Raw genomic sequence first — 19,702 nt, forward strand, 5'->3', positions numbered from 1 at the left:
GGCAGCCACCGGGTAGCGTGAGCCGACGATTCCGTAGGTATACACGTAGGAGTCCCGGTGACGCAGAGCGGACAGGGCGACGCGCAGCAGCCCCCTGCTGAACGGCCCGCGCACGAAGGTATCGTGCTGCCCGCGGGTGGCGGCGAGCCCTGGATACCAGGGGGGCCCGCGGATCAGGGCGCCCCGGCGGGCGGCCAGCCGTGGGGGCAGCCCTGGGGGCCGCAGGCGGCGCACCAGGACGCCTCGTCGCAGCCCCAGGCACATGCTCAGGGGGCGTACGAGCAGGGACAGTACGGGCAAGGGCAGTACGGTCAGGGGCAGCCGGCACAGGCGTACGGACAGCCGCAGGCGCAGCCGCTGCCTCCCGTACAGCCCCAGCAGCCCCAGCAGTCGTACGCGCAGCCGTTGCCGCCCGAGGCCGTGCCCGGCATGGGCATGGGCGGGGACACGGATGCGACGCAGTACATCGCGCCGGTGTCTGCCGGGCCCGCGCCGGGCGCGCTGCCGCCCGAGAGCCCCGCGGAGGCCACCCAGTTCCTCGACCACGGAGCGCCGCAGCCGCAGGTGTACCAGCAGCCCCAGGCGCCTGCGTACGGCGGCGACGCCGAGCCGACCCAGTTCATTCCGCCGGTCCCCGCCGGCGCCCCGTACGGCATCAGGCCCGGGACCCCCGACGAACGGCAGCCGCCCGCCGAGTTCGACAACCTGTTCCGCAGCGAGGGCCCCGCAGGCGCCACGCAGCAGATGCCCCGGTTCGATCCCACGCAGCAGCGCCAAGGCGCCCATCAGCCCCCGCAGCCCCAGTACCAGCCCGTGGGCGAGGGGCCGCAGGGGGGGACCGGGCAGCGCAAGAAGCGGGCGCACGTCACGCTCATCGCTGCGGTCGTCGCCGGCTGCGCCGTCGTCGGCCTCGGCGCGGGTGCGTTGATGAGCAGTGGCGGCGACAAGGGCACGGACGACAAGCAGCCGGTGGCCGCCGCCAGTTCACCCGCCGCCCAGCCCTCCACGCAGGCCCCGGCCGACCCGGTGAAGCTGCAGGCCGAGGCGCTGGATGAGTTGCTGGCGGACAGCAACGACAGCCGTGCCGCGGTCGTCGGGGCCGTCGAGAACATCAAGACCTGCACGGATCTGGACCAGGCCGCGACCGATCTGAAGGGCGCCGCCCAGCAGCGCCGTGATCTGGTGACCCGGCTCGAGCGGCTGACCATCGACAAGCTGCCGAACCATGCCCAGCTGAGCGCCTCCCTCACCAAGGCCTGGCAGGCGTCCGCCGCCGCCGACGAGCACTACGCCGCGTGGGCGGGCCAGGTCAAGAGCGGCAAGAAGTTCTGCAAGCACGGCAAGGCCCGTACGACCTCCGAGACGCAGCAGGCCACCGTGCAGAGCGGCGAGGCGAGCAAGGCGAAGCAGGAGGCGTCGGGGCTGTGGAACTCGATCGCGTCGAAGTACGGGCTGACCCAGCGCGCGGCGACCGAGCTCTGAAAATCAAGCCCCTCCGGGGATTGAAAAGCGGAGGTACCGGGGCGGAGCCCCCGGTACCTCACCCCTTCGCGCTCGCATCCGACAGCGTCTTCTTGACGTCGACGAACCCCTTCTTGTCTGCGACGAGCCGCCCGTCACGCACTACCTGAAACGTCACCTCGGTGTTCACGATGCGCGGATACGCGGACGAGCCGAGCGCGTCCTCGTAGTGCCAGCGCAGCACCGGCGTGAGGCCGCCGGTGTCGACGGGGGTGCCGTGGTTGAGGGCGGAGGTGAGTTTCCCGGCGGTGATCTCCGGGGCGTCGATCGACTTCACGAGTTCGTTCAGCACGGTGTACGCGATCCACGTGGTCTGCACGCCCGTGTCGTCCGGGTCGATCCGGTTGTCGCCGAAGGCGTGCTCACGGATCACCTCCCGCATCCCGTCCCAGCGGGCGTCGCCCGAGTCCGGGTACCAGCCGGTCATGTACGCCCCCTCGAACGGGCTGTTCCGGCCGCCGGTGCTGTCGATCAGCGGCTGCCCGACACTGCCGAGGACGGACGAGATCTGTACGTCCCCGTACGACGGTTCGAGTCGGCGGAAGGAGTCGAAGAAGGTCTCCGTACGGTCCCCGAGTACGGCCGTCACACAGCCGCCGCTCGTCCCCGCCGCCTGGAGCGCCTGCCCGGCGGCCTCGTCGTACGAAGTGGCCGACTCCGGCGCCCGGATGTCGGCGGGCTCGGGCCGACGGGCCTCGGTGAGACCGGTTTTGAGGAGCCAGGCCTGGCTGTCGCCGCCCAGGGTGTCGGGCCGTACCACGGAAACCCGCTCGCAACTGCGCGCGAGCTGCTGGGCGTTGCCCGCGAGCAGCGCCGCCTGGCCGCCGTTGACGGGGTAGGAGTTGTAGCTGGTGAACTCCACCTCGGAGGCCCCGTATCCGCCGATGTAGGGGATTCCGGCGGTCTGCAGCGGCGCCATGAACGCCGACCCGTGCCGGCTGTACGAGCCGACGACCGCCACCGCCTCCTCATCGACGGCCAGCCGGGCGCACTTCGCCGCGCCGGCCGAGGTGTCCGCCTCGTCGCAGGTGACGACGCGCAGCTTGTGTCCGTCGAGCCCGCCGTTGCTGTTGGCCCAGCGGGCGTATGCGCTCGCCATGGCGGTCATGCCCGCCATGTTCACCGTGTCCGGTCCCGTGGCGCTCTCCGGAGCCCACGTGACGACGGTGAGCGGCTCCCTGGAGTCCCCCGAGGCCCCAGGGAGCGCACCGCAGCCGGTGACCAGCAATGCCCCGACCACCGCCGTGCTCGTGAGGAGCTTGTAGGGGCGGGGGGAGGTGAGGCGTTGCCGTCCGGTCATGGGCTGGACATTTCCGCCCGTGGGGTAACACAACTGTGTGCTTCGTGCAACGCTCGGTGACATCCGGGTGAATTGCGGGGGCCTGTGCGGGGAGCCGGGAAGGGAACGTACGATCGACAACCGTGCAGCAAGGTTCGGAGAACACTTCCCGCCGCGGCCGTCGCTCCTCCACCATGGGCGGCATGCCGCTGAACGACATGCCTTGGTGGCGCTGGCGCAGCAACGTGCGCTCGGCGCTGCACATGCTCTCCGACCCCGTCTTCCACCACGAGTGCTGGCTGCCCGGCCGGGAAGGGTACGGCGACGTCACCGACGCCGTGTACCGGCTGGTCGAGGACACCTGGCTGGACAACTGGTCCGCCGAGAAATACGTCGGGACGATCTTCCGTGACTCCGGCGAGTCCGCCCTCGTCGACGTCGCCGTGCTCCGGGTGCTGCGCATCATGCACCAGGTCGGCGCGGACGCCCCGGTGTCCGCGTATCTGGAGCATCACGGCTGGCCGGAGGCCGTACGGGCCGCCCGTGAGGCCCATGTGCTGCTCGCCACCAATGACGGCGACGACCCGGACACCCCGCCGCGCTCCCTGGATGTGCTCCGCATCATGACCGGTTCGGCGTGATACCGGTCCGGTGTGGCACGCTACGGGGATGACCGCGCCGCAGCCTGCTGAGACCACCCCGGGACAGTACGTCCTCACACTCTCCTGCCCGGACAAAAAGGGCATCGTGCACGCCGTGTCGAGCTATCTCTTCATGACCGGCTGCAATATCGAGGACAGCCAGCAGTTCGGCGACCACGACACGGGTCTGTTCTTCATGCGTGTCCACTTCTCGGCGGACAGCCCGGTGACCGTGGAGAAGCTGCGGGCCAGCTTTGCCGCGGTCGGCGACTCCTTCGAGATGGACTGGCAGATCCACCGCTCAGCGGAGCGGATGCGGGTCGTGCTGATGGTCAGCAAGTTCGGGCACTGCCTCAACGACCTGCTGTTCCGCTCCCGGATCGGGGCGCTGCCGATCGAGATCGCCGCCGTCGTCTCCAACCACACTGACTTCGCCGAGCTCGTCGCCTCGTACGACGTTCCGTTCCGGCACATTCCGGTGGCCAAGGAGAACAAGGCCGCCGCGGAGGCGGAGCTGCTGGACCTGGTCCGCGAGGAGAACGTCGAGCTGGTCGTCCTCGCCCGCTACATGCAGGTCCTCTCCGACGATCTGTGCAAGCAGCTCAGCGGCCGGATCATCAACATCCACCACTCCTTCCTGCCGAGCTTCAAGGGCGCGAAGCCGTACCACCAGGCGCACGCCCGCGGTGTGAAGCTGATCGGTGCGACGGCGCACTATGTGACGGCCGACCTCGACGAGGGGCCGATCATCGAGCAGGAGGTCGAGCGGGTGGGGCACGGCGTCACACCGGACCAGCTGGTCGCCATCGGCCGCGATGTGGAGTGCCAGGCGCTGGCGCGGGCGGTGAAGTGGCATGCGGAGCGCCGCATTCTGCTCAACGGCCGCCGCACGGTGATCTTCTCGTAGGGCCCGGGACTTTCGAAACACGTCCTAGAGCCGGCTCAGCGACGCCGCGGCGGACAGCACGTCTCGGATCGCCTCGCGGTCGCCCTGCTGGCCGGCTGCCGCCTCCGCCGGCGGCACGTGCCCGGCCACCAACTGGCAGAACTCGACGCTGTCCAGCGCGACCTGCGCCACCGTGTGCGCGGGCGAGCCGACCGCGGCCGGGGAGTCCAGCGGGATGTACCAGTCGCCGCCGCCCGAGCCCTCGACCTCCAGATGCAGCGAACGGCCCGGTGAACCGGCCGTCACCAGATGGCGGGCGGGTCCGGCCAGCCCCGACCTGCGGCGCTCGGCAAGAGCCGCCGGGAGGAGCCGGGCCGACAGGTCGATCATCCGGTTGAGATAGGCGGCCGCCGGCGCCTCGTACGGATAGTCCACCGCATGCGCGATGTCGCCGCCGTGCACCCAGCATTCGAAGGACCGGTCCAGCAACGAGTCGTGCATCGGAAGGGCGAAGTCCCCGTACGAGACGGAGAGGTCGGCGACATTGCGACCGGCGAAGGAGACCGTACGGATGAGGGCGTGGCTCTGCTCCCGCCACGGCTCGCGGATCGCACGGGTGAGTGGCCGCCGGGCTCCTGACCAGTACTTCTCCGTGCGCGCGCCGGGCGAGAGCGGCCAGTCGGCGCCCTGGCCCATGGCGCCGTCGCCGAGCGGCACGTCGATGCCGAGAGCGGTGCCGACCACAGCGTCGACGGTCATGAGGTGACCGATGACGCCCGCGACCGTCGTCTTGCGATTGACCTCCTGCTCGCCCTCGAACCACTTCAGCCGCACCGGGGCGTGCCACTCCGAGCCGCCGATGTCACGCAGCAGCGCGTCGAGTCGCGCGGTCTCCGCGTCGTAGGGGGCGGCCCAGTCAGGCACCGGGATGTCGGCCGGGCGGCGGCTGAGGCAGGAGTCGATCACCCGGGAACGCAGCGTCGGATCGAGATCCAGGCTGCGGTCGGTCTGCAGCAGGCCGACCGCGTCGCGCAGCCGCAGGGCCTCGTCCGCACACGCGGCGCACACGGTCAGGTGCGCCTCGACGGCCTCGGTCTCCTCCGCCGAGCAGGCGGCCAGGGCCCAGGCACCGAGGAGGGCCTTGAGGACGCGATGGGGCAGCACCAGCGCCGGTGCGGCCGGTGGGTGCGACGGGTCCGTTGGTGCCACGGCAGATTCTGGTTCCGGTGCCGTCGGCTGCGGGGCCGGCCGCAGCTCCTCGGGCACGGGCGGCGGCAGGGGGACGGCACCTGGGTCGAAGTCGTCCGTGGCGGCCCGCGGTCCCGGAATCCGCCGCGTGCCCCGCACCTCGTCGTCGCGTCCGTCGTCGCGTCTGTCGCCCTCGTGCCCGTTCGCCTCGTCGTCACCGGTCACAGCGGCCGTCCGTATCCGGGCGGCGACGACGCCTCCGGCGAGCGGGTGTGCGCGGTGGAGAGCAGTTGCAGCCCGAGCCGCAGCCGACGGCGGGCCTCGTCCTCGGTGACCCCGAGGTCGGCTGCCGTCTGCCGGTAGTCCCGGCGCTGGATGTACGCGAGCTTCAGCGCGGCCCGCAGCGGCGCGGGCATGGACGCCGCGATGTAGTCGGCGCGGGCCGCGGCCGTGGCCCGGCGGACCCGCTCCTCCAGATCGGACCGGGCTGCGGCCCCGGTCTCCTCGTCCGTACCGCCCAAGAGGGCGTGCTCCTCGCGCAGCCGCCGCACGGACTGGCCGTGCGTGAGCCGGGCCACCCAGGACCGCATCGAGCCCTGCTTCGGGTCGTACGCGTCCGGGTTCTCCCACACGTAGCCGAAGACTTCGCAGGTCACCAGATCGGCAGCGGTCTCGTCGTCGAGCATCCGGTGCGCCTGGCTGTGCACGAGCGAGGCGAACCGGTCATAGAGCTCGCCGAGAGCAGCCGCCTCGCCGCGCGCCAGCCGTTGCTGCATCTTGCGGTCCCAGCGGGGTGGTGCGTTCTTCGGCATACGGCCCCCCAGCCCTGTTCCCCTCGTCACATCGAATGTAGTCGGCGACACCACCGATGCACGCCCTTTGCGGCAAGTACGCCCCTGATGAGGCCCGGGATCAGACGGAATGCGCCATCCGACGACGACGGTCCCGGTTGTGCCATGCCGGGCGGTTCGGTGTTTCACAGGGCTGGGACGGGGGCAGCCGCGAAAGGGAACGGAAACTTCCGGAACATCGGAATCCACCGCAACGAGAGGCCCAGTCGCGTGAGGAGTCCTTGTCCTCCTGGACACCACCCACCGGCCGCGATCACCCACGCCCCCTGGCTCACCCAGGAACGCTCCCGGAGGCCACTGGAAGTGGCCGAAACCGTGCAGGGCGACTGGACCGTGCTGCGCATACGGGGCGAACTGGATCTCGTGACGTCGCCCACCGTGCGCCAGTCCGTCCATGACGCGGTCGCCGTCGGCCGCCACGATGTGGTGCTGGACCTCTCCGAGGTCCTGTTCTGCGATTCCAGCGGCGTCGGTGTACTGATCGCGGCCCGCCGTCTGATGCGCTCCTGCGGGGGGCGGCTGCGGCTGGTCCTGCCGCCCCCCGGTGCGGGAGAGGGATCCCACGTCAACCGGATACTCGCCGCCCTCGGCGTACGCCGTCTCTTCGACGTCTACCCCGACCGGTACGCGGCCGTCGACGACGAGGCCCGGCCGCTCCCGGCGTGAAGGCGGGTCACGACCAGGTTGTAACACCGGTGGCGCGCTTCGCAGAGATCGCCCCCGGCTGCCTCAGAGGCCTCGGACACCGGGCGGTACGGGGGCGGAGAACCGCTCCCGCAGCCGGTACTTGAGCACCTTCCGCAGCGTCTCGTTGCGCGGCAACGCCGCCACCACCTCCAGCTGTTCCGGAAGCTTGTGCACGGCGAGGCCCTCCGCCCGCAGGTAGCCGGTGATGTGCGGCAGTGTCAGGGGTGCGGCGCCCGCAGGCTGTTCCACGACCGCGCAGACGCGTTCGCCGCGCTCCGGATCCGGAAGCCCGATCACCGCCACGTCCCCGACATCCGGGTGCCGGTGCAGCAGATCCTCTATCTCCTTGGCGGAGATGTTCTCGCCCTTGCGGATGATGATGTCCTTCAGCCGCCCGGTGAGCACCAGATGACCGCTCGCCTCGACATGGCCGACATCGCCGGTGATCAGGAACCCGTCCGCGTCGAAGGCCGCGGCCGACGCCTCCGGGTTCAGATAGCCCTTGCAGACGGCCTCCCCGCGCAGTCGCACCTCGCCGTCCGTGCCGTACGGCAGCGGCTTGCCGCCCTCGTCGGTGATTCGTATCTCCATGCCCTCGGGCGGGCGCCCCTCCGTCCCGGCGAGGTGCTCCGCCGTGTCGTCGGGGGCACCCATCGTGATCATGGGGACCTCGGTCATGCCGTACCCGTGGGTGAGCTGGACGCCCATCTCCCGTACCACCGCGTGGTAGACCTCCGGCGGTTTCGGCGCCCCGCCGCCCGCCAGCAGCCGCAGGGTGGGGATCAGCTTCCGCTCCGGGGTCTTGCGCTGCTCGGTCAGGAACATCGAGTAGAACGCCGTGGAGCCGCCCGCGACCGTCACCCCATGGCGCCGGTAGCCCTCCAGCGCGTCCGGCATCGCGAAGTGCTCGAAGAGGACCGCCGGGAAGCCGTACAGCAGCAGCATCACCGTGTAGTCGGGCCCGGCGATATGGGCGAAGGGGAACGCCATCGAGCCGATGTCGTCGGCCGACAGGTGCAGCGCGTGGGCCAGGCAGGAGCCGCCCGCGATCAGGCTGCGGTCGGTGTGGAGGACCCCCTTCGGGTCGGAGGTGGTGCCCGAGGTCCAGTAGATCCAGCGCACCGCCGTCCCGTCGGCGGGCGGGGGAGGCAGCACGGACGGGTCGCCGTCCGGCAGCGACTCGTACGCCTCGAAGACCCGTGCCGCGGCAGGCAACGTTTGCCCGTCAAGGAGCGGCGTCCGGTGCGTGCTCTCGGCGTGCCGGCCGGAAGCCCTCGTACTGGACGTACTTGGGCTTTCGTCCGGTGCGGCGAGAGTGCGTGCCGGGCGTCGCGACGGGGCAAACGTTGCCTGTCGCGGCACTAGCCGCGGGTGCTTCGCCTCCGCGGCCAGCCGGTGCGCCATCGCCGTGTGGTCGAAGCCGCGCCAGACGCCGGGCACGGCGAAGAAACCGGCCTTCGACTCGCGCAGCGCGAAACCCACTTCGCGGTCCCGGTAGAACGGGATGACGGGCGTCTGCACGGCCCCGATACGGGTGAGGGCGAAGGAGAGCAGCGCCGTTTCGAGACGGGTCGGCAGCTGCCAGGCGACGACGCTGCCGGGGCGCACGCCCATGCCCCACAGCCCGGCCGCGACCCGCTCGCAGCGGTTGCGCAGCTCGCCGAAGGTGAGGGTGCGGTCGTCCTGGATCAGGACGGGGAGGTCCGGGGTCAGCGCGGCCCGGCGCTCGATGAGTTCCCAGAAGGTGCCCGATGCGCCCAGGGCGTGTGCGGTCTCGTTCACTGCGTCCCCCACTCCCTCTTAACTGACGGGTAGTCAGATCGTGTCGAGAGCGTAGGGCGCCGCGCCTTGTCGGTCCAGGGGTGCGGAGCTAGCCTGAGTGCCGAAACTGAACCTGACGGACCATCAGATGCGTGCAGTGTGCGCCGGAGGGGACACCATGACGGAACTGCCTCGGATCGTCAGCGTCGACGACCATGTGATCGAGCCGCCGCACCTCTTCTCCACCTGGCTGCCCGCCAAGTACCGCGAGCGCGGCCCGCAGCCGCTCACCGCGGGCATCGGCGAGCTGGCGTACACGGGGGGCAAATACGTCATCACGATGGACCCGGACGGGCCGCCGACCGACTGGTGGATCTACGAGGACCTGAAGTTCCCGTACAAGCGGAACATCGCCGCCGTCGGCTTCGACCGCGACGACATGACGCTGGAGGGGATCACCCGGGCCGAGATGCGGCCGGGCTGCTGGGACCCGGCCGAGCGCCTCAAGGACATGGACCTCAACCACGTCGAGGCGAGCCTCTGCTTCCCCACCTTCCCGCGCTTCTGCGGCCAGACCTTCGCCGAGGCCCACGACAAGGAGGTCGCCCTCGCCTGCGTGCGCGCCTACAACGACTGGATGGTGGAGGAGTGGTGCGGCGACAGCGGCGGCCGGCTCATCCCGCTCTGCATCATCCCGCTCTGGGACATCGACCTGGCGGTCGCGGAGATCGAGCGGAACGCGGCGCGCGGGGTGCGGGCGGTGACCTTCTCCGAGATCCCCACGTATCTCGGCCTGCCGTCGATCCACACCGGCTACTGGGACCCGTTCTTCGCGGTCTGCCAGGAGACCGGCACGGTCGTCAACATGCACATCGGGTCCAGTTCGCAGATGCCCGCCGCCTCGCCCGACGCCCCGCCCGCCGTACAGGCCAGTCTCTCCTTCAACAACGCCATGGCCTCGATGATGGACTTCCTGTTCAGCGGGGTGCTGGTGAGGTTCCCCCGGCTGAAGCTCGCCTACAGCGAGGGCCAGATGGGCTGGATCCCGTATGCCCTGGAGCGCGCCGACGACGTCTGGGAGGAGCACCGGGCCTGGGGCGGGGTACGCGATCTGATTCCCGAGCCGCCGTCCACGTACTACTACCGGCAGATGTTCTGCTGCTTCTTCCGCGACAAGCACGGCGTCGCGTCGCTCGATGTCGTCGGGCGGGACAACGCCACCTTCGAGACCGACTACCCGCACGTCGACTCGACCTTCCCGCACACCAAGGAGGTCGCCCTCGACCACGTCAAGGGACTGGACGACGAGACCGTCTACAAACTGATGCGCGGAAACGCGATCCGGATGCTCGATCTGGACCTGGACAAGTAGGCGCGCGGTGGATCTCGCGTACACGGAGGCCGAGGAGGAGTTCCGGGCACGGCTGCGCGAGTGGCTGGCCGCCGTGCTGCCCACCCTGCCCGCGAAGCCCGGCCCCGACGACTGGCCGGGGCGCCGCGCGTACGACACCGCCTGGCAGCGGATGCTGTACGACGCCGGCTACGCGGGCCTGCACTGGCCCGTCGACGCGGGCGGGCAGGGCGCCACCCCGACCCAGCATCTGATCTTCCTGGAGGAGACGGAGAAGGCCGGAGCCCCGTACGTCGGCGCGAACTTCGTCGGGCTGCTGCACGCCGGGCCGACGATCGCGGCCGAGGGCACGGCCGGACAGCGGGCGCGCTGGCTGCCGCCGGTGCTGCGCGGCGACGAGATCTGGTGCCAGGGGTTCAGCGAGCCCGACGCCGGCTCGGACCTCGCCTCGCTGCGGACCAGGGCGGTGCGCGACGGCGACCACTACGTGGTGAGCGGGCAGAAGATCTGGACCTCGCACGCGGAGGTCGCCGACTGGTGCGAGCTGCTGGTGCGTACGGACCCGGCGGCGCCCAAGCACCGCGGGATCAGCTGGCTCGCGATGGAGATGGACACACCCGGCGTCACCGTCCGCCCGCTGCGCACCCTCGCCGGGTCCACCGAGTTCGCCGAGATGTTCCTCGACGAGGTGCGGGTGCCGGTCTCGCACCGCGTCGGCGCGGAGAACGACGGCTGGCGGGTCACCATGGTCACCCTTTCCTTCGAGCGCGGCACGGCGTTCGTCGGCGAGGTCGTCGCCTGCCGCCGCACCCTGGACGCCCTGGCCGCCGAGGCGCGGACGAACGGCCGCTGGGACGACCCGGTCCTGCGTCGCAGGCTGGGCAGGCTGAACGCCGAATTCCGGGCGCTGTGGCGGCTCACCCAGTGGAACGTCAGCGAGGCACAGGGCAGCGGTGGCGTGCCCGGCACAGGCGGCTCGGTCTTCAAGCTGCGCTACTCGCAGGCCCGCCAGGAGCTGTACGAGGCAGCCGCCGAGGTGCTCGGCGCGGACGCGGCCGACCTGGACCGGGAATGGGCCCTGGACCGCCTCTCCTCGCTCTCGTACACCATCGCCGCGGGCACCTCGCAGATCCAGCGGAACATCGTCGCCGAGCGGATTCTCGGCCTGCCGAAGGGGCGCTGACGCAGCCATGGACTTCCAGCTCTCGGACGACCAGCGGGCCCTGCGGGCGGGGGTACGGGAACTCCTCGCCGGGCGCTTCGGCAGGGACCGGATGCGGGCGGCTCTCGACAGCGGCAGGGGCATCGACCGGGCCCTGTGGCGGGAGCTCGGCGAGGCCGGGTTCTTCGCGCTGCGGCTGCCGGAGACGGAGGGCGGCGTCGGACTCGGCCTGCCCGAAGCGGTCCTCCTGTTCGAGGAGGCGGGGCGGTCGCTGCTCCCCGGACCGCTGATCGCCACCCACCTCACCGCCGGTGCGGTGAAGGGGGCGGCGGAGGGCGAGACGGTGGTGACCGTGCTGGACGCGGGGCAGCCGGTGGCGCACCTGGGGGAGGCGGACGGCCTGCTCGTACTCGGGCCGGGAGAGGTGCGGGCCCCGGGGCCGGGTCCGGAGCAGGGGGAGGCGAGGGCCGTGACCGGTGGGGCGCTGCGGGATGTCGTACGGGAGGCCGTCGGACCCGTACGGTCGCTCGACCCGTTCACACCCCTGTGGCGGGTCACGGGCCCTGTCGGGCCCGGCGAGCTCCTGTCCGGCGGGGCGCGACTGCGCGACGAGGGCGCCCTGCTCGCCGCCGCCGAACAGCTCGGAAGCGCCGCGCGTACGACCGAGATGGCCGTCCAACACGCCGGTGAACGTGAACAGTTCGGTTCGCCGATCGGGTCCTTCCAGGCGGTCAAGCATCTGTGCGCCGGGATGCTGGTCCGTGCCGAGCTGGCCCGCAGCGCCGTTTACGCGGCGGCCGTTACCGCGGACCGGGTCGAGATCGCGGGCGCCAAACTGCTCGCCGACGACGCGGCGGTCCGCAATGCGCGCGACTGCCTCCAGGTGTACGGCGGAATGGGTTTCACCTGGGAGGCAGACGTTCATCTGCACCTCAAGCGGGCCTGGCTGCGCTGCGGGCAGTGGCTGACGGCGGCGGCGTCCGAGGAGGCGCTTGCGGCCGACCTGTGCTGATTGCGCAAGGGTTTCGTGGAGGCTTACAACGCGCGACGGTGGGTGGCCGCGGGACGCGCGGATGCGGCAGGCGGGCTGCTGCGGAATTACGCAATGCAGTCGGCAAACCCCGATGCCGGCTTGTTCCCTTTGCGTAATTCGTCACGGGGCGGAGTCGGCGCCGGGCTCGGGTACGCTCCGTTGGGTGCGAGAGGTTCTGGAGCCGGATGATCCGGAGGTTGCCCGTGCGGCGACTCCGGTCCGGAAGAGGTGCCCTGCTCGCATTCCACGCAGAAGCGCCGGGTCTGCCGGGGAGACGATTCCCGCAGCCTCGATGCGCCTCTGTTCGACTTCCCGCAGCGCGCGTCGCACAGTATGCACCACGCGTACTCCTTCGCGCTGGAATATGCCCGAAGCGCTTGTTGCGGTGACTGTACGTCAACCATGCTGCTTCATAAGGGAATCACGTTCCGTGACCCTGAGGAGGCGCGAGGCGATGTGTCCGCCGGTTCGGATGGTGTGAGCGGTGCAGGTGCTTCAGGTTCAGCTGGAGGTCGGGCCGGATCCCGCGGAGGTCGGGAGGGCCCGTAGATGGGCGCGATCGAGACTGGTCGGGTCCGGGATAAGGGACGACGAGCCGCTGGCCGAGACGCTCATCCTGCTGATCTCGGAGCTGGTCACCAATGCGGTGGTCCACACCGGGTGCCCGGCCGTGCTGCGCATGCTGTTCGGATCGACGGGTGCGGCCGGGACCGTAAGGGTCGAGGTGGCCGACGCCAGCTCTCGTCCGCCGCAGCAGCGTCACGCGGCGGGCGAGGACACCGGCGGCCGGGGCCTGGAGCTCGTCGACGGCCTCGCGGACCGCTGGGGCTGGCAGCCGGAGGGTGCCGGGAAGCACATCTGGTGCGAGGTCGACCGAGGCGTCCCGCTGATCCGGCAGGTGCCGGTGCACCCGGGCGTGCACGGCGTGCAGGGTGTTCATGGCGCACCGGGTGGACCGGGTGCGGCGGATGCGGGTCGCGAGGAGTACGAGCCGCCACGAGCCGTTACGAGCCGTTATGAATCGCGCATAAAGGTTGAATCGGCCAGTCTGGGTTGCGGTCCGGCGCCCGCCTGAGCTCCGTCAAAGGACGGCGACCGGCGCGACCGGGGTGCCGGTCGCGCCGACGAACGGCTCCGGCATCGCGGAGAGCAGGAAGCTGTACCGACTCTCTTCCGCACAGGCTGTGGACAACTTTTCCAGGTTCCAGTTCTGGCCCTGCAGCATGCCCATCTCGACCAGGTCCAGCGCATGCACCCCCAGCCACAGATTCTCGATCTCGGGCGGGAAGATCTCGAAGGTCAGGGTGTCATTGGCGACCGCCGCGACATCGCGCGCACGGAACCATTCGGGCGTCCGGATCGAGAGACCGGGCGACGGATAGGCGTACGCATGCTTGTCGCCCGCCAGATAGACCTGCACCTGCCCCGTCCGTACGAGCACGATGTCGCCGGCCCGGACCCGTACCCCCGCCAACTCCTCGGCCGCGTCCAGGTCCTCGGGGGTGACGGCGTGGTCGCCGGGCAGTCTGTCCGTGCCGTGTGCGCGTGCCACATCGAGTAGCACCCCGCGCGAGACGATGTGCGGCGCTTTGTCGATCCCGCTGAACTGCGCGCCGCCGTGCGCGGTGATCGTGGCGGCCGGGCGGCCGTTGTAGATCTTCCCCGAGTGCGAGGCGTGCGTGAGGGCGTCCCAGTGGGTGGCCGTCTGCAGGCTCAGGACGGCCGTGTCGTCGCTGGTGGCGACGGTGCCTGGGCCGAAGAGCTCCTGGTTGATCTGGACCATGGTGTGCAGCGGATTGATTCGTCCCGGGATCAGCCCGCTCTGGACGCCGTCCTGCTGGAGGGGGAGCGCGAGAGGGATACGCAGCCCGGTGCGGACGGCGGCGACCGCCTCGCGTACGACCGCGTCGGTGATCAGGTTGAGTGTGCCGATCTCGTCGTCGGCGCCCCAGCGGCCCCAGTTGCTGACCCGCTCGGCGATGTCGTGGAACTCGGCCGGCAGTGACACGGGGCCTCCCGGGGCTTGTGCTCGTGGACCTGATGACCCATAAAATCTAACGGTCCGTCAGAAACCGCGGGAAGGGGCCGGGCATGGGGAACTTCTTGGCAGGCAAAGTGGTGGCCGTGACGGGTGCCGGGCGCGGCATCGGGAGAGCGGTCGCGCTCGCGGCGGCGGCCGAGGGGGCGAAAGTCGTCGTCAACGACTACGGCGTCTCCATCGAGGGCGGCGAGCCGAGCAGCGAGATAGCGCAGTCCGTCGTCAAGGAGATCGAGGCGGCGGGCGGCGAGGCCGTCGCGGTCGCCGACGACATTTCCACGATGGCGGGCGGGCAGCGGATCGTGGACACGGCGCTGGCGCAGTACGGGCGGATCGACGGGGTCGTGTGCGTGGCCGGGATCCTGCGGGAACGGATGCTGTTCAACATGTCCGAGGACGAGTGGGACCCCGTCGTCGCCACGCACCTGAAAGGCACCTTCACCGTCTTCCGGGCCGCTTCGGCGGTGATGCGGAAGCAGGAGGGTGGCGGCACGCTGATCGGCTTCACCAGCGGCAACCATCAGGGCAGCGTCGCCCAGGCCAACTACAGCGCCGCCAAGGGCGGAATCATCTCGCTGGTACGGAGCGCGGCGCTCGGCCTGCACAAGTACGGCGTCACGGCGAACGCCGTCGCCCCGGTCGCCCGCACCCGGATGTCCGCCAATGTGCCGATGGAGCTGAAAGAGATCGGCGAGCCGGAGGATGTGGCGGCGCTCGTCGTCTACCTGCTCAGCGAACGGGCCCGCAAGGAGAAGATCACCGGCCAGGTGTACACGATCGCCGGCCCGAAGATCGCGGTCTGGGCCCAGCCGAGGGAGCTGCGGGCGGGGTACGCGGAGGGGGCCTGGACCCCGGAACGGATCGCGGACTTCCTGCCGGGAACGGTGGGCACGGACCCGATGCCGATGCTGGCGCAACTGGAGGAGATGGCCGCGGCGGCTGCGGCAAAGGCGCGGCCGAACGCGTGATGAGGGCGCCCCGGGGGCGCTGCCCAGGACCCCGGTCCGGGGTCGCCGGACGGGACCGATCCTGCAACAGGAGGCAACGTGGACTTCACCTTCGGCCCGGACGACGCCGCGTTCCGCGAGGAAGCCCGTGCCTGGCTGGAAGCGCACCTAGTGCCGCGGCAGGCAACGTCCGCCCCGTCGCGACGTCCGGCACGCACTCTCGCCGCACCGGACGAAAGCCCACGTACGTCCAGTACGAGGGCTTCCGGCCGGCACGCCGAGAGCACGCACCGGACGCCGCTCCTTGACGGGCAAACGTTGCCTGCCGCGGCACTAGTCGGCGAGTACGCGGCGGCCGCCGGCACCGGTGGCCCCGGCAGCGAGCACGAGGGCGTCGCCATCCGCCGCGAATGGGAGCGCGAACTCGGCCGTGGCGGCTGGATCGGCCTCGGCTGGGACAACCGAGGCGCCGGCCACGGCAACCGGCACGCAAGCCTCGCCCAGCAGGTCGTCTGGGCCGAGGAGTACGCCCGCGTCGAAGCCCCCGCCCGGGTCGGCCATATCGGCGAGAACCTCCTCGCCCCGACCCTGATCGCCTACGGCACACCGGCGCAGAAGCAGCGCTTCCTGCCCCCCGTAGCCCGCGGCGACGAGCTGTGGTGCCAGGGATACAGCGAGCCGGGTGCCGGATCGGACCTCGCCGGGGTGCGGACGGCCGCCGTACCCGACAAGGGAAGCGGCGGCCACCGCGTGACCGGGCAGAAGATCTGGACGTCGCTCGCGAGGGAAGCCGACTGGTGCTTCGTCCTGGCCCGTACGGAGCCCGGCTCCAGCCGTCACCACGGCCTGTCGTTCCTGCTGGTGCCGATGGACCAGCCGGGCAGGATCGAGGTGCGGCCGATCCGTCAGATGTCGGGGACCAGCGAATTCAACGAGGTCTTCTTCGACGGGGCGCACGCAGCGGAGTGCGTCGGCGGCGAGGGCAACGGCTGGGCGGTCGCCATGGGACTGCTGGCCCTGGAACGCGGCGTCTCCACGCTCGTCCAGCAGATAGGTTTCGCCGCCGAACTCGACAGGGTGGTCCGGGCCGCCGTCGACGGCGGCGCCGTCACCGACCCGGTACTGCGCGAACGCCTCGTGAGGCAGTGGGCGGAGCTGAAGACCATGCGCTGGAACGCCCTGCGCACCCTGGGCTCCAGGGGCGACCCCGGAGCACCCAGCGTCGCGAAACTGCTCTGGGGCGGCTGGCACAAGCGCCTGGGCGAACTGGCCGTGGAGATCAAAGGCGTGGCGGGTGCCGTCGGCCCGGGCGACTGGTCGGCGCAGACACCGTACGAACTCGACGAGGCACAGCGCCTGTTCCTGTTCACCCGGTCCGACACCATCTACGGCGGCTCGGACGAGATCCAGCGGAACATCATCGCCGAGCGGGTGCTCGGCCTACCGAGGGAGCCGAGATGAGAGGCGTCGTCTTCGACGGCAAGCGGACCGAGGTCGTCGACGATCTGGAGATACGTGATCCGGGCCCCGGCGAGGTGCTGGTGGCGGTGGCAGCGGCCGGACTGTGCCACAGCGACCTGTCGGTGATCGACGGCACGATTCCGTTTCCGACGCCGGTGGTGCTCGGGCACGAGGGCGCGGGCGTGGTGGAGGCGGTCGGCGCGGGCGTCACCCATGTGGCGCCGGGCGACCACGTGTCGCTGTCCACACTGGCCAACTGCGGGGCGTGCGCCCAGTGCGACCGGGGCCGGCCGACGATGTGCCGCAAGGCGATCGGGATGCCGGGTCAGCCGTTCTCGCGGCGCGGCAAGCCGCTGTACCAGTTCGCGTCCAACTCGGCCTTCGCCGCACACACCCTGGTCAAGGCCGTGCAGGCGGTGAAGATCCCCACGGACCTGCCGCTCACCTCGGCGGCCCTGATCGGCTGCGGGGTGCTGACCGGAGTCGGAGCCGTACTCAACCGGGCGAAGGTCGACCGGGGCGACACGGTCGTGGTGATCGGCACGGGCGGCATCGGGCTCAATGTGATCCAGGGTGCCCGGATCGCGGGCGCGCTGACGATCGTCGCCGTCGACGCCAACCCGGCGAAAGAGGCGGTGGCACGGCAGTTCGGCGCGACGCACTTCACGGCGGCGGCCGAGGGTGTACGGGAGATCCTGCCGAGCGGCGCCGACCACGTCTTCGAGTGCGTGGGCCGTACGGAGCTGATCCGTACCGCGATCGACCTGCTGGACCGGCACGGCCAGGCGGTCCTGCTGGGCGTCCCGGCGGCGACGGCAGAGGCCTCGTTCCTCGTCTCGTCACTGTTCCTGGACAAGTCGATCCTGGGCTGCCGGTACGGCTCCTCGCGCCCGCAACGGGACATCGCGCTCTACGCGGACCTGTACCGGGAGGGCCGGCTGCTCCTGGACGAACTCGTCACCGAGACCTACCCGGTGGAGGACTTCGCCAAGGCGGCGGACGACGCCCACCACGGCCGGGTGGCGCGGGGGGTGCTGGTGTTCTAGTGCCGGTCGCGGCACTAGGAGGAGGGCATGCTGACCGACATGTGATCGTACCCGCATACGAGCCCGTTCGGGCCGGAAGGCGGCGGCCGCCTGGCGGACGACGCTACTTTCGAAACACGCCCCAGGACTCCGGGGCCCCGGCCGAGCGTTCGCGGTCGGAGCCGAGCTGGATCTCCCGTCCCTGCCAGCGTTCCCGAAGCCAGCGGTCGTGGCTGGCCAGCACGATCGCGCCGGGGCCGGTGCCCAGCGCCGCCTCCAGCTCGTCGCACAGGCGCGGCGACAGGTGGTTGGTGGGTTCGTCGAGCAGCAGCAACTGTGGCGGGCGCGCCACCAGCAGCGCCAACGCGAGCCGTCGGCGCTGTCCGACCGAGAGCCGGCCGACCGGCTTGTCCAGGTCCGCCTCGTGCATCAGACCGAGCGAGCCCAGCGGCACCGCCTCGGCCCGCTCGGCGCCCAGTGTCAGCTCATAGGTGTCCCGGACGGATCGGTCCGGCCGGTCGAAAACGGTGTCCTGGGCAAGCAGTTCCACGGTCAGTCCGCGCCGCCGCCGCACCTCGCCCTCGGGTGCGAGCCGCCCGGCGAGCACGGCCAGCAGAGTCGACTTCCCGGCCCCGTTCCCACCGGTGACCAGCAGACGGTCCGTCGCCGACACCTCCGCACTCACCGGCGCGAGCCGGCCCGGCACCCGTACGTCATCCAGGGACACCAGCGGACCGTCACCCTCCGCCGCCGGTGCGGCGAGCGTCGTGCTCTCGAACCGGAGCGGTTTCGGCGGCTCGCCGACCTGGGAGCGCTCCAGCTCCTCCAGGCGGCGGGTGGCGTTGCGCACTCGCCGGGAGATCTGGCTCTGCACCCGGCCGGCGCGGTGGCCGTAGCCCATCTTCTCGTTGTCGCGCGGTCCCCGGTCCGGTGCGACGCGATGCGCGGTGACTCCGGCGGAGACCCGTAGCGCGGCCAGTTCCTCCTGTTCCTCGGCCCAGCGTCGCTCCCAGCGGTCCCGCTCGGCACGTTTCTCGGCCAGGTAGGCGCTGTAGTTGCCGCCGTAGCGGACCGGGCCGTCCATCGCGGGGTCGAGGTCGATCAGGTCCGTGCACACGGCGTCCAGAAAGGCCCGATCGTGGCTGGCCACCACGACGACCCCGGGCAGGGTGCGCACCTGGTCCTCGACGAAGGCGGCGGCACCGTCGTCGAGATGGTTGGTCGGTTCGTCCAGCAGCAGCGCGGAGGGCCGCCGGACCAGCAGCGCGGCCAGCGCGAGTCGGCCGCGCTGCCCGCCGGACAGCGACCCGAGCGTCCGGTCGTGCGCGAAGGCGCCGAGGCCGAGGCCGTCGAGCACGAGCGCGGCACGCCGGTCGGCGTCCCAGGCCTCCCGTTCCTGGGCCTGTTCGAGCCGGCCGCCGTACGCGTCGAGCAGGCCGGCGTACTCGGGCGCGTCCTGCGCGGTCCGCGCGAGCTGTTCGGTGAGCCGTTCCAGCTCGGCGAGGTCCTCCCTGGCTTCGCGCAGGGCGTCATCGAGTACGTCGGCGATCGTCGCGTCGGCGTCGTACGGCATCTCCTGCTGAAGAAAGCCCAGGTCGGGCGGGCGCGCGACGCTGCCGGCGTCGGGTTCGTCCGTCCCGGCCAGCAGGCGCAGCAGGGTCGACTTGCCGACGCCGTTCTCCCCGATCAGCCCGATGCGGTGCCCGGGCGAGGCGGTCAGGGAGACACCGTCGAGCACCCGCCGGTTGCCGAGGGTGTGGACGAGGTCGTGGGCGAGCAGAGCGGGCTGAGGCATGGGGTCCGTCCAACGTGATCGGTGCTCGGTCCGCGGGGCGGCATGCCTCGGACACGGGCCAGGTCGACACGCCGAC

At 71.1% G+C, this 19,702-nt stretch carries 17 protein-coding genes; 11 read left to right on the forward strand and 6 right to left on the reverse strand.

Annotation, left to right across the window (positions count from 1 at the left end; all coding sequences use genetic code 11):
* Window positions 1–57: 57 nt before the first annotated feature.
* The gene (locus ABT115_RS18350; RefSeq protein WP_351790531.1) at window positions 58–1,482 is read left to right on the forward strand and encodes a hypothetical protein; all 1,425 of its coding nucleotides are present in this window, start codon (window positions 58–60) and stop codon (window positions 1,480–1,482) included.
* A 58-nt stretch (window positions 1,483–1,540) separates the two neighbouring features.
* Here ABT115_RS18350 and ABT115_RS18355 read toward each other — a convergent pair whose 3' ends face one another.
* On the reverse strand, window positions 1,541–2,821 hold the full coding sequence (locus ABT115_RS18355) for an ABC transporter substrate-binding protein (RefSeq protein WP_351790534.1): 1,281 nt from the start codon (window positions 2,819–2,821) through the stop codon (window positions 1,541–1,543).
* A 173-nt stretch (window positions 2,822–2,994) separates the two neighbouring features.
* On the opposite strand from ABT115_RS18355, the gene ABT115_RS18360 reads away from it, so the two are divergent.
* Together ABT115_RS18360 and purU are read left to right on the forward strand one after the other, a co-directional pair.
* Entirely contained in the window at window positions 2,995–3,441 is a 447-nt protein-coding gene (locus tag ABT115_RS18360; protein ID WP_351790637.1) for an SCO4402 family protein, read from the forward strand.
* Window positions 3,442–3,469: 28 nt separating this feature from the next.
* Window positions 3,470–4,348 (forward strand): formyltetrahydrofolate deformylase, encoded by an 879-nt coding sequence (purU, locus tag ABT115_RS18365; RefSeq protein WP_351790537.1) that lies wholly within the window; start codon window positions 3,470–3,472, stop codon window positions 4,346–4,348.
* Between the two features lie 24 nt (window positions 4,349–4,372).
* Here the strand turns inward: purU and ABT115_RS18370 are convergent, their stop codons facing one another.
* Together ABT115_RS18370 and ABT115_RS18375 are read right to left on the reverse strand one after the other, a co-directional pair.
* On the reverse strand, window positions 4,373–5,740 hold the full coding sequence (locus ABT115_RS18370; protein ID WP_351790540.1) for a zf-HC2 domain-containing protein: 1,368 nt from the start codon (window positions 5,738–5,740) through the stop codon (window positions 4,373–4,375).
* Window positions 5,737–6,327 (reverse strand): RNA polymerase sigma factor, encoded by a 591-nt coding sequence (locus ABT115_RS18375; RefSeq protein WP_351790543.1) that lies wholly within the window; start codon window positions 6,325–6,327, stop codon window positions 5,737–5,739. Before ABT115_RS18375 ends, ABT115_RS18370 begins: the two co-directional genes overlap by 4 nt.
* A gap of 336 nt (window positions 6,328–6,663) precedes the next feature.
* On the opposite strand from ABT115_RS18375, the gene ABT115_RS18380 reads away from it, so the two are divergent.
* Complete coding sequence (locus tag ABT115_RS18380) at window positions 6,664–7,032, forward strand: STAS domain-containing protein (protein WP_351790639.1); 369 nt, start codon at window positions 6,664–6,666, stop codon at window positions 7,030–7,032.
* 63 nt (window positions 7,033–7,095) lie between these two features.
* On the opposite strand, the gene ABT115_RS18385 is transcribed toward ABT115_RS18380, so the two are convergent.
* Complete coding sequence (locus ABT115_RS18385; protein ID WP_351790546.1) at window positions 7,096–8,835, reverse strand: class I adenylate-forming enzyme family protein; 1,740 nt, start codon at window positions 8,833–8,835, stop codon at window positions 7,096–7,098.
* Window positions 8,836–8,992: 157 nt separating this feature from the next.
* Between ABT115_RS18385 and ABT115_RS18390 the strand changes: the two genes are divergently transcribed.
* The 4 genes from ABT115_RS18390 (at window position 8,993) to ABT115_RS18405 (ending at window position 13,435) form a co-directional block, all read left to right on the forward strand.
* Window positions 8,993–10,186: an amidohydrolase family protein gene (locus ABT115_RS18390; RefSeq protein WP_351790549.1), complete on the forward strand. Its 1,194-nt coding sequence runs from the start codon at window positions 8,993–8,995 to the stop codon at window positions 10,184–10,186.
* 7 nt (window positions 10,187–10,193) lie between these two features.
* On the forward strand, window positions 10,194–11,348 hold the full coding sequence (locus ABT115_RS18395; RefSeq protein WP_351790552.1) for an acyl-CoA dehydrogenase: 1,155 nt from the start codon (window positions 10,194–10,196) through the stop codon (window positions 11,346–11,348).
* A 7-nt stretch (window positions 11,349–11,355) separates the two neighbouring features.
* Window positions 11,356–12,339: an acyl-CoA dehydrogenase family protein gene (locus ABT115_RS18400; protein ID WP_351790555.1), complete on the forward strand. Its 984-nt coding sequence runs from the start codon at window positions 11,356–11,358 to the stop codon at window positions 12,337–12,339.
* 505 nt (window positions 12,340–12,844) lie between these two features.
* Entirely contained in the window at window positions 12,845–13,435 is a 591-nt protein-coding gene (locus ABT115_RS18405) for an ATP-binding protein (protein WP_351790558.1), read from the forward strand.
* Window positions 13,436–13,441: 6 nt separating this feature from the next.
* On the opposite strand, the gene ABT115_RS18410 is transcribed toward ABT115_RS18405, so the two are convergent.
* Window positions 13,442–14,368: a cyclase family protein gene (locus tag ABT115_RS18410; RefSeq protein WP_351790560.1), complete on the reverse strand. Its 927-nt coding sequence runs from the start codon at window positions 14,366–14,368 to the stop codon at window positions 13,442–13,444.
* An 83-nt stretch (window positions 14,369–14,451) separates the two neighbouring features.
* Between ABT115_RS18410 and ABT115_RS18415 the strand changes: the two genes are divergently transcribed.
* The 3 genes from ABT115_RS18415 to ABT115_RS18425 all read left to right on the forward strand — a co-directional run bounded on the left by ABT115_RS18415 (window position 14,452) and on the right by ABT115_RS18425 (window position 17,852).
* Entirely contained in the window at window positions 14,452–15,366 is a 915-nt protein-coding gene (locus ABT115_RS18415) for an SDR family oxidoreductase (RefSeq protein WP_351790563.1), read from the forward strand.
* Between the two features lie 297 nt (window positions 15,367–15,663).
* The gene (locus ABT115_RS18420) at window positions 15,664–16,806 is read left to right on the forward strand and encodes an acyl-CoA dehydrogenase family protein (RefSeq protein WP_351790642.1); all 1,143 of its coding nucleotides are present in this window, start codon (window positions 15,664–15,666) and stop codon (window positions 16,804–16,806) included.
* Window positions 16,803–17,852, forward strand: a complete 1,050-nt coding sequence (locus ABT115_RS18425; RefSeq protein ID WP_351790566.1) for a Zn-dependent alcohol dehydrogenase — start codon at window positions 16,803–16,805, stop codon at window positions 17,850–17,852. The genes ABT115_RS18420 and ABT115_RS18425 overlap by 4 nt, the downstream gene beginning before the upstream one ends.
* A 103-nt stretch (window positions 17,853–17,955) precedes the next feature.
* Here the strand turns inward: ABT115_RS18425 and ABT115_RS18430 are convergent, their stop codons facing one another.
* Window positions 17,956–19,626, reverse strand: a complete 1,671-nt coding sequence (locus ABT115_RS18430) for an ABC-F family ATP-binding cassette domain-containing protein (RefSeq protein ID WP_351790569.1) — start codon at window positions 19,624–19,626, stop codon at window positions 17,956–17,958.
* Between the last annotated feature and the right edge of the window lie 76 nt (window positions 19,627–19,702).

Source organism: Streptomyces sp. NPDC001832 (assembly GCF_040297265.1).
Classification (GTDB): Bacteria; Actinomycetota; Actinomycetes; order Streptomycetales; family Streptomycetaceae; genus Streptomyces.

What these genes read in the sequence shown, in the direction of transcription:
- ABT115_RS18355 (WP_351790534.1), bottom strand. Translation starts at nt 2,821, where the DNA reads ATGACCGGACGGCAACGCCTCACCTCCCCCCGCCCCTACAAGCTCCTC.
- ABT115_RS18360 (WP_351790637.1), top strand. Translation starts at nt 2,995, where the DNA reads ATGGGCGGCATGCCGCTGAACGACATGCCTTGGTGGCGCTGGCGCAGC.
- purU (WP_351790537.1), top strand. Translation starts at nt 3,470, where the DNA reads ATGACCGCGCCGCAGCCTGCTGAGACCACCCCGGGACAGTACGTCCTC.
- ABT115_RS18375 (WP_351790543.1), bottom strand. Translation starts at nt 6,327, where the DNA reads ATGCCGAAGAACGCACCACCCCGCTGGGACCGCAAGATGCAGCAACGG.
- ABT115_RS18390 (WP_351790549.1), top strand. Translation starts at nt 8,993, where the DNA reads ATGACGGAACTGCCTCGGATCGTCAGCGTCGACGACCATGTGATCGAG.
- ABT115_RS18400 (WP_351790555.1), top strand. Translation starts at nt 11,356, where the DNA reads ATGGACTTCCAGCTCTCGGACGACCAGCGGGCCCTGCGGGCGGGGGTA.
- ABT115_RS18415 (WP_351790563.1), top strand. Translation starts at nt 14,452, where the DNA reads ATGGGGAACTTCTTGGCAGGCAAAGTGGTGGCCGTGACGGGTGCCGGG.
- ABT115_RS18425 (WP_351790566.1), top strand. Translation starts at nt 16,803, where the DNA reads ATGAGAGGCGTCGTCTTCGACGGCAAGCGGACCGAGGTCGTCGACGAT.
- ABT115_RS18430 (WP_351790569.1), bottom strand. Translation starts at nt 19,626, where the DNA reads ATGCCTCAGCCCGCTCTGCTCGCCCACGACCTCGTCCACACCCTCGGC.